The following is a 13,876-nucleotide window of genomic DNA, read 5'->3' as shown; positions in this document are numbered from 1 at the left end:
TAACTTTGCCGACCTTAATGAATTAAATAATATAAATGAAGCCCAGAGACAGACAAATACTGCAAATAGCCTTACCTTCCATCGTATCGAACATCACCGTGCCGCTGCTCGGCCTGATTGATGTAGCCATCGTCGGCCATCTGGGTTCGCCCGCCTACATAGGCGCCATTGCCGTGGGTGGCATGCTGTTCAATATCATCTACTGGATATTCGGCTTTCTGAGGATGGGTACCAGCGGAATGACCTCGCAAGCATTCGGCAAGCGGGATTTGCCGGAGGTAGTCCACCTGCTGTTGCGTTCTGTGGGCATAGGCGTGGCAGTCGCATTCTGCCTCATCCTGCTGCAAACGCCTATCAAGCAGGGAGCCTTCCTTCTCATCCATCCCACGGACGAAGTCAGAGAGATGGCAACGCTCTATTTCCATATCTGCATCTGGGGTGCCCCTGCCATGCTGGGGCTATACGGACTGACGGGATGGTTCATCGGCATGCAGAATTCGCGTATCCCCATGTATATAGCCATCACACAGAATGTGGTCAATATCATTGCCAGCCTCGGACTGGTTTATCTGTGTGGGATGAAAGTAGAAGGAGTAGCTTTGGGGACGTTGATTGCCCAGTATGCTGGCTTCCTGATGGGCATTGTCCTTTGGATGCACAACTACGGCAGGCTGAAAAGATTCTGGGAAATTAAAAATTATAAATTAAAGATTAAAGGGAGAGAAGGGGCAGGTATCTGGGAGAAAGAGGCGATGTTCCGGTTTTTCCAAGTGAATAGGGATATTTTTCTGCGTACCCTTTGCCTGGTGGCAGTCACGTTGTTCTTCACTTCGGCGGGAGCTTCGCAGGGAGAGATTATTCTGGCGGTCAACACGCTGCTGATGCAGCTCTTCACCTTATTCTCGTATGTAATGGACGGCTTTGCCTACGCTGGCGAAGCCTTAAGCGGCAGATACATAGGCGCACGCAACCGGGAAGCCTTTACAGACACCGTCCGGCACCTCTTCGGATGGGGAGCGGTGATGGCGGTTCTCTTTACATTGGTTTATGCGCTGGGAGGCAATGCCTTCCTCGGACTATTGACGGATGACAAAGAAGTGATAGCTGTTGCCGACACCTATTTTTATTGGGCGCTTGCCGTGCCCGCCGTCGGGATAGCCGCCTTCATCTGGGACGGCATCTTCATCGGTGCCACCGCCACGCGAGGAATGCTCCTCTCCATGGCAGCGGCAGCTGTCAGCTTTTTTATCTTATATTATGGGCTGCATCCCGTCCTGGCAAACCATGCTCTATGGCTTGCCTTCCTCACTTACCTGCTGATGCGGGGAGTGGTGCAGACAGGCTTGAGCCGGGAAGTCATCCGACGGGCATTTCCCAGCAAGAAGGAACCTGCTTGGCGTTAGGGGTAGGCTATGAACAATTTCAAGGGAAAAAGCATTATCTTTGTATCGCTATGACTGATATAAAATATGGATTCCACCCTCCAGAACAAGGCGTCAGGTAGCCAGTATACGGTGCCAAACAAGTTTCAACTTTTGGCACCATCGGTTTCAATGCGAGAAACCGACGGTTTCAAGTAGTGAAACCAACGGTATCTCGGAATAAGACTGACGGTATTTGCATTTGGAACCAAGTCACTCATAGCAAGAGTAATGACTTATACAAAATTGTTATGGCAGAAAAGAATATAGTTCAAGAGACATTTCCCGTATTGGGAATGAGTTGCGCCTCATGCTCCGCACGGGTAGAAAAGACGCTGAACCATCAGTCAGGTGTCAAGAAAGCGGTCGTAAACTACGCTTCGGCAACGGCAACCGTGGAATATGACCCTACGAGCTGTTCTTCCGAGGCTTTGCAGCAGGCTGTGCAGGCGGCCGGATATGACTTGTTGATAAACCAGGACGGCAACACGCTCGAAGAGGCGGAAGAGGCCCACAACAAGAAATTCAGCGTATTGAAATTCCGCACAACCTGGGCCATCATCTTGTCTATGCCCGTTGTCATCATAGGCATGTTCTTCATGGATATGCCCCATGCCAATCCCATCATGTGGGCGTTGTCCACTCCCGTCGTATTCTGGCTGGGGCGGGGATTCTTCACCAGCGCCTGGAAACAATTGCAGCATGGCAGCGCCAATATGGACACACTGGTAGCCATCAGTACGGGGACCGCCTATCTGTTCAGCCTGTTCAACATGCTATTTCCGGACTTCTGGCTATCCAGAGGCATCCATCCGCATGTATATTTTGAGGCGGCAAGTGTCATCATAGCCTTTATCCTGCTGGGCCGCCTGCTGGAAGAAAAAGCGAAAGGAAACACCTCAACCGCCATCAAGAAACTGATGGGGCTCCAACCCAAGACTGTGACCATCATTGTGGATGAAGGACACGCTGTCCCTCACTCTTCCTTTGAGCGCGTTATCCCTATCGAGCAGATTCGCCCCGGAGACATCGTCCTGGTGAAGCCCGGAGAACGGATTGCCGTGGATGGCATCGTGACGGAAGGTAGCTCCTACGTAGACGAAAGTATGCTGAGCGGCGAACCGGTAGCAGTATCCAAGCACAAAGACGCCAAGGTCTTTGCAGGTACCATCAATCAGAAGGGAAGTTTCCGCTTCCGGGCAGAGAAAATCGGCACGGATACACTGCTGGCGAAGATTATACACATGGTGCAGGACGCGCAAGGAAGCAAGGCACCGGTGCAGCAGCTGGTGGACAAGATAGCCGGGATATTCGTGCCTACCATTATAGGCATCGCAGTGCTTGCCTTCATCGCATGGATGCTACTGGACGGAACCGGCGGATTCACCCACGGATTGCTGGCATTTGTCACGGTGGTCATCATCGCCTGCCCGTGTGCACTGGGACTGGCTACTCCTACCGCCATCATGGTAGGCATCGGCAAGGGCGCCGAAAGGGGCATTCTGATAAAAGATGCCGAAAGCCTGGAGATTGCCAAGAAGATAGACACCGTGGTACTCGACAAGACCGGAACGGTGACTGAAGGAAAACCGGTAGTCAGCAAGCTGATATGGAATACGCAGGCAATGACGCCCGGTACTGGCGCCACTGCAGGCAATGCGCTGTCGGACATTTTCTATAGTCTGGAGAAGCTCTCGGAACATCCGTTGGCAGAAGCCGTGGTGAACCACCTCAAGGAGTCGGCCTCCATAGACATTCAAGACTTTGAAAGCATCACCGGAAAAGGCGTGAAAGGACGGGCACAAGGCCGGACCTACCTCGCCGGGAACCGGAAACTGCTGGAAGAAAACCATATCGCCATCCCCCCCTCCCTGCAGGAAGAGGCAACCCGACTGACATCGGAAGCACAGACCGTCATCTGGTTTGCCGATGAAGAAAACGTGCTGGCAATAGCCGGAATTACAGACCGGATAAAGGAAACTTCCATCCGTGCCGTCAGCGAGCTGCACGCCGCCGGCATCGAAGTCCACATGCTGACCGGAGACAATGAGGCCACCGCCCGTGAGATTGCCCGCAAAGCAGGCATCGCCCACTACCAGGCCAGTGTATTGCCGCAGGACAAGGCTGCCTTCGTCAGCCGGTTGCAGGCAGAAGGCCGGAAGGTTGCCATGGTGGGCGACGGCATCAACGACAGCGCCGCCCTTGCCCAAGCCGACTTAAGCATCGCCATGGGTGGAGGCAGCGACATCGCCATGGATGTAGCCAAAATGACCATCATCTCTTCCGACCTGACCAAGATACCGGAAGCTCTCTGTCTGTCGCGTCTCACCGTCCGGACCATCCGGCAGAATCTCTTCTGGGCATTTATATATAATATAATAGGTGTACCCATTGCGGCCGGAATACTCTATCCCATCAACGGCTTCCTGCTGAATCCGATGATAGCCGGTGCGGCCATGGCATTCAGCAGTGTCAGTGTGGTGAGCAACAGCCTGCTGCTGAAACGGAAAAGAATACATGAAGGAGAAGAAAACAAAGAAGTTGAACCGCCAACAGAAACAATCATGAAGAAAGAATTCAAAGTAGAAGGCATGATGTGCAACCATTGCCGCATGCATGTAGAGAAAGCATTGAACAGTATGGAAGGCATACACGCCACCGTAACCCTGAACCCTCCGGTAGCCACCGTAGAGTTTTCGGACGGTGAAAAGACGCTCGAAGAACTGCAGAAAGTAGTGACGAAAGAAGCCGGCGACTACACACTGAAGGCATAAGTGTAGAATTCATACGGTTTTCATACAGAAAAGAAGGAGGAAATCAAAGTAAATATCTACCTTTGCGCGCTAATTTACAGATAAAGATATGAACGCAAAAGCCAAAGGATATATTTTAGGTTCCATCGCCGCAGCCTCCTACGGCATGAATCCACTGTTTGCCCTCCCGTTGTACAAGGCCGGCATGGACCCGGACTCGGTACTTTTTTTCAGATACCTCTTCGCCATCCCGTTGCTGGGCATTATGATAAAGGCGAGAGGGCGGTCATTCAAGATACAGCGGAAAGAAACATTTCCGCTCATCATCATGGGATTGCTCGTGGCCCTCTCCTCACTGACGCTTTTCCTGAGCTATAACTACATGGCCGCCGGCATAGCGTCTACACTGCTGTTCGTCTATCCCATCATGGTGGCGCTTATTATGGCCATGGTTTTCAAAGAGAAGCTGGCACTGCAAACCATCGTCTGCATGCTGCTTGCACTGGGAGGTATCGGACTGCTCTACAAGAGCGAGGACGGCAGCACACTGAGCCTGATAGGGACACTGCTGGTTTTCGCGTCTTCCCTTTCCTATGCCATATACATCGTGGGCATCAACCAGACATCGTTGAAAAATGTGGCTACGCTTAAAGTCACCTTCTATGTCCTTCTCTTCGGCCTATCGCTTTTTGTGGCACGCCTGCTCTATTCCGGCGTACTGAACACACCGGACCAGTGGTATCTGTGGGCCAATCTGCTTGCATTGGCTGTCTTCCCCACCGCCATATCCTTCCTCTGCACTACCGGTGCCATCCAATATATCGGCTCCACCCCGACCGCCATTCTCGGCGCATTGGAGCCCGTGACAGCCATCTTCTTCGGAATAGCCGTCTTTGGAGAAAGCCTGACAGTCAGAGAAAGCTTCGGACTGGTGATGATTATCGTAGCCGTAACGTTCGTCATCGCAGGAGGCAATATTACAAGCCAACTGGTCCGCTTCAGGAAACTGTTCCCAAGACTCCCGATAAGAAGCAAAAAAAGAAACTAATCCTATAAAACCATCATCAACCATGAAGAAAAGTCTCTACCTGCTTTTACTGCTGTTGTTTCCTATCGGGCTGCAGGCTCAGTCCGAGGTTATAGTACTCCACCCGGATGAAGGCAAAGCCGAAGTGAACGAAGCCGAATACACCAGAATTTTCCTGGCAGGCACCATCGACATGGGCAAAAGCATAGACTGGCAAAAGGCAACCTGCGACTGGTTCCGCGCACGCCCCCAAGGTAAATACATCCTATACAATCCCCGAAGGGACAAGGGACTCAGCGGCGAAATGTCCGACTTTGAACATCAAGTGAACTGGGAACTGGAACATCTGGAAAAAGCCGACCTGATAATCATGAATATCCTGGCAAGCAGCAAGTCCCCCATCACCCTGCTGGAGATGGGACTGCACATGCGTTCGGGTAAACTGCACGTTATCTGTGAACCCGGTTTCTACCGCTACGACAATGTGCGGATTACTTGCAACCGCTATGGCGTTCCGTTATATCACAGCATGGACGAGTTCCTAAAGACTGTGCGTTAGGCAACTATCCTACCACATTCTGCTGCACTTTTCAGTTTAATTCTTTATCTTTGCTGCAAAGCAATGTAACAAAACTATATATTATGGCAACCTATAAAAGAATCTTATTGAAACTCAGCGGCGAGAGCCTGATGGGTGAAAAGCAATACGGCATCGACGAGAAACGCCTTGCCGAGTACGCAGCTCAAATCAAAGAAATCCACGAATTGGGAGTACAAATAGGCATCGTGATAGGCGGTGGAAACATTTTCCGCGGATTGAGCGGTGCCAACAAAGGGTTCGACCGTGTGAAAGGCGACCAGATGGGAATGCTGGCAACCGTCATCAACAGCCTTGCACTCAGTTCGGCTCTGGTAGCTGCCGGCGTGAAGGCCCGCGTGCTGACTGCCGTACGTATGGAACCCATCGGTGAATTCTACAATAAATGGCGTGCCATCGAATGTATGGAAGCAGGCGAAGTAGTCATCATGTCCGCCGGTACAGGCAATCCGTTCTTCACTACCGATACCGGTTCCAGTCTGCGCGGCATCGAGATTGAGGCGGATGTCATGCTGAAAGGTACCCGTGTGGACGGCATCTACACCGCCGACCCGGAGAAGGACCCGACAGCCACGAAGTTCCACGACATCACCTACGACGAAGTGCTGAAGCGCGGTCTGAAAGTGATGGACCTCACTGCCACCTGCATGTGCAAAGAGAATAACCTGCCCATCATCGTTTTTGACATGGACACAGTGGGTAATCTGAAAAAAGTGATGCAAGGAGAAGAAATCGGTACACTGGTGCACAATTGAATGGAAAATGGAGAATAAAAAATGAATGTTATTTAATTCTTAATTCTCAATTTTCAATTTAATAATTATATTTGCAAAGTTTCAAATCAAAGCTATTTCAAAACGAAAATAATATGAGAGACGTAAAAGACATCTTAGACGAAGCGCAAGAAAGTATGGACATGGCCATCATGTATCTGGACGAGGCACTGGCTCATATCCGCGCCGGAAAAGCCGATATCCGTTTGCTGGACGGTATCCGTGTGGATTCTTATGGAAGTATGGTTCCTATCAACAATGTGGCAGCAGTAACCACTCCGGACGCACGCAGCATTGCCATCAAGCCATGGGATAAGAGCATGTTCCGCGTCATTGAAAAGGCCATCATTGACTCCAGTCTCGGCATCATGCCCGAAAACAATGGTGAGATTATCCGTATCGGCATCCCGCCACTGACGGAAGAACGCCGTAAACAACTTGCCAAACAGTGTAAGGGAGAAGGAGAAACTGCCAAGGTAAGTGTACGTAATGCACGCCGTGATGCCATCGACGCCTTGAAGAAATCCGTAAAGGACGGACTGGCCGAAGACGCCCAGAAAGGCGGTGAAGAAAAGCTGCAGAAGATTCACGACAAGTTCATCAAGCAGATTGATGACATGCTGGCTGCAAAGGATAAAGAAATCATGACCGTTTAATTAAGTTGAAAACGGAAAATGGAAAGTTGAAAATAAACCGATATACCAAGTATAGAAGCCTTTCAACCTTCCATTTTCAACTTTCAACTTTCAACTTTCAATTATTTTGAGGGGACTCGTTATAAAAAACACCGGAAGTTGGTACTTGGTACGGACTGACGACGGAAGGGAGATTGAATGTAAAATCAAAGGGAACTTCCGGCTGAAAGGCATACGAAGCACTAATCCCGTGGCTGTAGGCGATTATGTGAACATCATACTGAACCAAGAAGGTACGGCCTTTATCAGCGAGATAGAGGACCGGAAGAATTACATCATCCGCCGCGCCTCCAACCTTTCCAAGCAATCGCACATTCTTGCTGCCAACCTCGACCAGTGCATGCTCATAGTGACGGTGAACTATCCCGAGACCTCCACTACCTTTATAGACCGTTTTCTCGCCTCTGCCGAGGCATACCGTGTTCCCGTCAAGATTATATTCAACAAAGTGGATGCCTACGATGAAGAGGAACTGCACTATCTGGACAGCCTGATCAACCTTTACACCACCATCGGCTATCCTTGTTTCAAGGTTTCTGCCAGAAAAGGGGAAGGCATCGACACTATCGAGAAAGAACTCAAAGGACGCATAACCCTCTTTTCCGGACATTCCGGAGTAGGGAAATCGACACTCATCAAGGCAATACTGCCCGATATAGAGATTAAAACCGGAGAGATATCCACCTATCATAATAAAGGTATGCACACCACTACCTTCTCAGAAATGTTCCCGGTTCCGGGCAACGGATATATCATTGACACTCCGGGCATCAAAGGTTTCGGAACATTCGATATGGAAGAAGAAGAGATAGGCCACTACTTCCCGGAAATATTCAAGGTATCTGCCGACTGCCGTTACGGCAACTGTACCCACCGCCACGAACCCGGATGCGCTGTACGCGAGGCTGTCGAGAAGCACTATATCAGCGAATCCCGTTACGCTTCTTATCTGAACATGCTGGAGGACAAGGAGGAGGGAAAATACCGGGCTGCTTACTGATTTGTCATTTTATCACCTTTCCAATCCATATTCTTACACTTTTTAACTCTTTATCTTTTAAACTATTCTCTTTTCCCGTAGTCTAATCTAAGGCTGATTTTATTACTACTAATACTACAACATGAATAAGAGAGTTAAATGGGGCATCATTATCGTGATTGGTGCCGGACTGATTGGAGGAGGAATCTACTCCCAATTACCTAAAGAGAATGAAGAATTAGCCGCTGCAGACAAGGTGATGACCGGTCAACGTAGCGGTAAGAAAATTCTAAACGTAAACGCAAAAATAATCAAACCGCAACTGCTGAAGGATGAAATACAAATCAGCGGCAGCCTGCTGCCGGATGAGGAAGTGGATCTTTCTTTCGAGACATCCGGCAAAATCATAGAGATAAATTTTGAAGAAGGCAGCTTCGTCAAGAAAGGACAATTACTTGCCAAAGTTAATGACCGGCCGCTGCAAGCACAATTGCAACGCCTCGTCTCCCAATTAAAGTTGGCAGAAGACCGCGTGTTTCGCCAGAACGCCCTGCTGGAAAGAGATGCGGTCAGTAAAGAAGCCTACGAACAAGTAAAGACCGAGCTGGCCACCCTGAATGGCGACATTGACCTGATAGAATCGAACATCGCACAAACTGAGCTGCGTGCTCCTTTCGACGGTGTCATCGGTCTGCGCCAAGTCAGTGTGGGTACTTACGCTTCCCCTACAACCATTGTAGCCAAACTCACCAAGATTTCGCCGTTGAAGGTGGAATTTGCCGTACCCGAGCGGTATGCCAATGACGTAAAGACCGGCGCCGGACTGGACTTCACTCTCGAAGGAAAGCTAAAAACCTTCCACGCCACGGTTTATGCACGCGAATCAAAGATAGACCCTACTACCCATACCCTGACAATCCGTGCACTTTATCCCAATGCCAACGGAGCTGTGCTTCCGGGCCGCTATGCCAGCATCAAGCTGAACAAGGATGAAATTCAGGACGCCCTTGCCGTACCGTCCGAAGCCATTGTACCGGAAATGGGAAAAGACAAGATATTCCTCTATAAGTCGGGAAAAGCCCAGCCGGTAGAGATTACTACGGGAATCCGTACGGAAGCGGAAGTACAAGTATTGCAAGGCTTGCAGGCAGGAGATACCATCATCACCTCGGGAACCCTGCAACTCCGTACCGGACTACCGGTAACACTGGACAATATCAATTGACAACTGTCAATTATCAACCGTTAATTATCAATTGTAAAGAATGAATATATCCGAATTAAGTATACGGCGACCGGTACTCTCGACAGTACTTACCCTGATAATCCTGCTGTTTGGCTTCATCGGCTACAATTATCTGGGTGTACGCGAGTACCCATCTGTAGACAATCCCATCATATCAGTATCCTGCTCCTATCCGGGTGCCAACGCCGATGTCATCGAGAACCAGATAACGGAGCCTCTGGAGCAGAACATCAACGGTATTCCCGGCATACGCTCCCTCTCCAGTGTCAGCCAGCAAGGCTCATCACGCATTACAGTAGAGTTTGAGCTTTCCGTTGACCTGGAAACCGCCGCCAACGACGTACGTGATAAAGTGTCGCGTGCACAACGCTATCTGCCTCGTGACTGTGACCCTCCTACCGTATCAAAAGCCGATGCGGACGCCACCCCTATCCTAATGGTTGCCCTCCAAAGCGACAAACGTTCCCTACTGGAGCTCAGTGAAATAGCCGACCTGACTGTCAAGGAGCAGCTTCAGACTATTTCAGATGTAAGTAGTGTAAGCATCTGGGGAGAAAAGCGCTATTCCATGCGGCTTTGGCTGGACCCCATCAAGATGTCCGGCTATGGAATCACTCCTCTGGATGTAAAGAATGCGGTGGACAACGAAAACGTAGAGCTCCCTTCCGGAAGTATCGAAGGAAACACTACCGAGCTCACCATCCGTACGTTGGGTCTGATGCATACAGCCGAAGAGTTCAACAATCTTATCCTGAAGGAAGACGGTAACCGTATTGTCCGCTTCAGCGACATTGGACGTGCCGAACTGGGACCAGCCGACATCAAAAGTTATATGAAGATGAACGGTGTGCCCATGGTAGGTGTCGTAGTAATTCCGCAGCCGGGTGCCAACCACATTGAAATAGCCAACGCCGTATATGACCGCATGGAGAAGATGAAGAAAGACCTTCCCGAAGATGTTCATTACAACTACGGTTTTGACAATACCAAGTTTATCCGCGCTTCTATCGACGAGGTGAAGCAGACGGTGTATGAGGCCTTTGTACTGGTTATCATCATCATTTTCCTCTTCTTGCGCGATTGGCGTGTGACGCTTGTGCCATGTATTGTAATCCCCGTTTCGCTGATTGGAGCTTTCTTCGTCATGTATCTGGCCGGTTTCTCCATCAATGTGCTCTCCATGCTTGCCGTGGTGCTTGCCGTGGGCTTGGTGGTGGACGACGCCATCGTGATGACGGAGAACATTTATGTCCGCATCGAGAAAGGGATGCCACCGAAAGAAGCCGGCATAGAAGGAGCCAAGGAGATTTTCTTTGCCGTCATCTCCACTACCATTACGCTGGTGGCGGTATTCTTCCCTATTGTATTCATGGACGGTACGACAGGACGACTGTTCCGCGAATTCAGTATCGTGGTCTCCGGTTCGGTGATTATCTCCTCCTTCGCCGCATTGACTTTTACGCCGATGCTTGCCACCAAACTTTTAATCAAAAGGGAACAGCAGAGCTGGTTCTATCGCAAGACCGAACCTTTCTTCGAAGGGATGAACCGGGTATACAGCCAGTCACTGGCCGCCTTCCTGAAACGGCGCTGGATTGCCCTGCCCTTCACCATCGTCACCATCCTGCTTATCGGAGTCCTTTGGAATACTATCCCGGCTGAAATGGCGCCATTGGAGGACCGTTCGCAAATCAGTATCAATACAATGGGTGCCGAAGGAGTGACTTACGAATATATCCGCGACTATACCGAAGACATCAATCATCTGGTGGACTCCATTATCCCGGATGCAGAAGCGGTAACAGCGCGTGTATCCAGTGGTAGCGGTAACGTACGTATCACACTGAAAGACATGAAAGACCGTGACTATACCCAGATGGAGGTTGCCGAAAAGTTGTCGAAGGCAGTGCAGAAAAAGACCATGGCACGCTCTTTCGTACAGCAGTCCTCCTCATTCGGAGGACGGCGCGGCGGTATGCCCGTGCAGTATGTATTGCAGGCAACTAATATCGAGAAATTGCAGGAGGTGCTCCCCAAGTTCATGACGAAGGTCTACGAAAATCCGGTATTCCAGATGGCAGACGTAAACCTGAAGTTCAGCAAGCCTGAAGCGCGCATCAACATCAACCGTGACAAGGCGAGTATCATGGGCGTAAGCACCAAGAACATTGCCCAAACTCTGCAATACGGCTTGAGCGGACAGCGTATGGGCTACTTCTACATGAACGGAAAGCAATACGAGATATTGGGCGAAATCAACCGCCAGCAACGCAACAAGCCCGCCGACCTGAAAGGTATCTATATCCGAAGCGACAACGGGAACATGGTGCAGCTGGACAACCTGATAGAGCTGACCGGCGGTATCGCCCCTCCGAAACTGTACCGTTACAACCGTTTCGTGTCCGCCACCATCTCCGCGGGGCTTGCCGACGGGAAGACCATCGGGCAAGGACTGGACGAAATGGACAAGATTGCCAAGGAGACACTGGACGAGACCTTCCGTACCGCACTGACCGGAGACTCCAAGGAGTATCGCGAAAGCTCCTCCAGTCTGATGTTCGCCTTCATCCTTGCCATCGTGCTGATTTACCTGATTCTGGCCGCCCAGTTCGAGAGCTTCAAAGACCCGCTGATTATCATGCTGACGGTGCCTCTCGCCATTGCCGGCGCGCTGGTATTCATGTATTTCGGAGACATCACGATGAATATATTCAGCCAGATTGGCATCATCATGCTGATTGGTCTGGTAGCAAAGAACGGTATCCTGATTGTGGAGTTCGCCAATCAGAAGCAGGAAGCGGGTGAAGACAAGATGCGAGCCATCAAGGACGCCTCCCTGCAACGTCTGCGCCCCATCCTGATGACGAGTGCCTCCACCATCCTGGGACTGATACCACTGGCATTCGCCACCGGCGAAGGCTGCAACCAGCGCATCGCCATGGGTACTGCCGTCGTAGGCGGCATGCTCATCTCCACACTGCTGACGATGTACATCGTGCCTGCCATATATAGTTATGTATCAACGAACCGAAGTAAACTGAAGACCGAATGAAACGCATTGTTTTAATTTTCATAGCCACTGCCTGCACAGCGCTGGGCCTTTATGCACAGCCTGCGCCTACCTACACCTTGAAGTCCTGCCTGGAGCAAGGATTGCTGAACAACTACTCCCTGCGCATTGTCCGCAATGAAGAGCAGGTCAGCAAGAACAACGCCACACTGGGCAATGCGGGCTACCTGCCCACACTGGGCCTCTCCGCCGGCTACAAGGGAACCATAGACAATACCGAGACCAAAGCCCGAGCCACCGGAGAGACAACCAAGGACAACGGAGTGTTTGACCAAACTCTCGATGCAGGCATCAACCTGAACTGGACCATCTTCGACGGTTTCAACATTACCGCCAACTACCAACGGCTCAAGGAGCTGGAACGCCAAGGCGAGACCAATACGCGCATCGCCATCGAGGACCTGATAGCCAACATAGCCGCCGAATACTATAACTATGTGCAGCAAAAAATCCGCTTGAAGAACTTCCGTTATGCCGTATCGCTATCCAAAGAGCGCCTGCGCATTGTGGAAGAGCGTTACCACATCGGTAACTTCTCGCGCCTGGACTACCAGCAGGCCAAAGTGGACTTCAATGCCGACAGTGCCCAATACATGAAACAGCAGGAACTGCTGCACACCTCACGTATCCAGCTGAACGAACTCATGGCAAACAAAGATGTAGACCAGCCGTTTATCATACAAGACAGCCTCATCAACGTGACCGCCTCCCTGAACTTCGAGGAGCTGTGGAACGCCACCCTCACCATCAACGCCTCACTGCTACGTGCCGAACAGAACAATACCCTGGCCCGTCTGGACTACAAGAAAGTCTGCTCGCGCGACTACCCATACGTGAAGATGAACGGCGGATACGGCTACACCCTCAACAAGTATGACATCTCTGCCAACAGCCGCCGCAGCAACCTCGGTCTGAACTTCGGCGTCACGGTCGGCTTCAATCTGTTCGACGGCAACCGGCGCCGCGAACGCAAGAATGCCCGCATTGCCGTGCAGAACGCTCGCCTGGAACGGGAGCAACTGGAGCAAGCCCTGCGCGCCGACCTCAGCAACCTATGGCAGGCCTACCAAAACAACCTGCAAATGCTGAACCTGGAACGCCAGAACCTTGTGGCTGCCAAGGAGAACCACGAGATTGCCATGGAACGATATATGCTGCGCAACCTCTCGGGAATCGAGATGCGCGAAGCCCAAAAGAGTCTGCTGGATGCAGAAGAACGTATTCTCTCCGCGGAATATGATACCAAATTATGTGAAATCTCCCTACTGCAAATCAGTGGAAAAGTAGCGCGCTATATGGAATAAGCAATATAAT

The 13,876-nt window shown here is 50.7% G+C and carries 10 protein-coding genes; all 10 read left to right on the top strand.

The features are described 5' to 3' along the window. Window positions 1-35 precede the first annotated feature (35 nt). The 10 genes from ACESTD_RS03615 to ACESTD_RS03570 all read left to right on the top strand — a co-directional run bounded on the left by ACESTD_RS03615 (window position 36) and on the right by ACESTD_RS03570 (window position 13,866). Window positions 36-1,403: an MATE family efflux transporter gene (locus tag ACESTD_RS03615; protein WP_117652456.1), complete on the top strand. Its 1,368-nt coding sequence runs from the start codon at window positions 36-38 to the stop codon at window positions 1,401-1,403. A gap of 269 nt (window positions 1,404-1,672) precedes the next feature. Next, complete coding sequence (locus ACESTD_RS03610) at window positions 1,673-4,195, top strand: heavy metal translocating P-type ATPase (RefSeq protein WP_373158688.1); 2,523 nt, start codon at window positions 1,673-1,675, stop codon at window positions 4,193-4,195. A gap of 88 nt (window positions 4,196-4,283) precedes the next feature. Further along, window positions 4,284-5,222 carry a DMT family transporter gene (locus ACESTD_RS03605; protein ID WP_005824237.1) on the top strand — a complete coding sequence of 313 codons (939 nt, stop codon included), beginning with the start codon at window positions 4,284-4,286 and terminating at the stop codon, window positions 5,220-5,222. 22 nt (window positions 5,223-5,244) lie between these two features. Beyond that, complete coding sequence (locus tag ACESTD_RS03600; RefSeq protein WP_005824239.1) at window positions 5,245-5,760, top strand: nucleoside 2-deoxyribosyltransferase domain-containing protein; 516 nt, start codon at window positions 5,245-5,247, stop codon at window positions 5,758-5,760. An 83-nt stretch (window positions 5,761-5,843) separates the two neighbouring features. Beyond that, window positions 5,844-6,554, top strand: a complete 711-nt coding sequence (pyrH, locus tag ACESTD_RS03595; RefSeq protein WP_005835090.1) for a UMP kinase — start codon at window positions 5,844-5,846, stop codon at window positions 6,552-6,554. A 113-nt stretch (window positions 6,555-6,667) separates the two neighbouring features. After that, window positions 6,668-7,228 (top strand): ribosome recycling factor, encoded by a 561-nt coding sequence (frr, locus tag ACESTD_RS03590; RefSeq protein WP_005824243.1) that lies wholly within the window; start codon window positions 6,668-6,670, stop codon window positions 7,226-7,228. A gap of 106 nt (window positions 7,229-7,334) precedes the next feature. Beyond that, entirely contained in the window at window positions 7,335-8,267 is a 933-nt protein-coding gene (rsgA, locus tag ACESTD_RS03585; protein ID WP_034523089.1) for a ribosome small subunit-dependent GTPase A, read from the top strand. 121 nt (window positions 8,268-8,388) lie between these two features. Then, window positions 8,389-9,471 (top strand): efflux RND transporter periplasmic adaptor subunit, encoded by a 1,083-nt coding sequence (locus tag ACESTD_RS03580; RefSeq protein ID WP_373158689.1) that lies wholly within the window; start codon window positions 8,389-8,391, stop codon window positions 9,469-9,471. A 40-nt stretch (window positions 9,472-9,511) separates the two neighbouring features. Further along, the gene (locus ACESTD_RS03575) at window positions 9,512-12,544 is read left to right on the top strand and encodes an efflux RND transporter permease subunit (RefSeq protein ID WP_022402285.1); all 3,033 of its coding nucleotides are present in this window, start codon (window positions 9,512-9,514) and stop codon (window positions 12,542-12,544) included. Beyond that, window positions 12,541-13,866 (top strand): TolC family protein, encoded by a 1,326-nt coding sequence (locus ACESTD_RS03570; protein WP_373158690.1) that lies wholly within the window; start codon window positions 12,541-12,543, stop codon window positions 13,864-13,866. Before ACESTD_RS03575 ends, ACESTD_RS03570 begins: the two co-directional genes overlap by 4 nt. Window positions 13,867-13,876 lie beyond the last annotated feature (10 nt).

Origin of the sequence: Bacteroides sp. AR20, from assembly GCF_964250605.1 — a bacterium.
GTDB lineage: Bacteria > Bacteroidota > Bacteroidia > Bacteroidales > Bacteroidaceae > Bacteroides > Bacteroides uniformis.
Note: the sequence above shows the minus strand (reverse complement) of the source record. Positions and strands in the feature narration are given on the sequence as shown.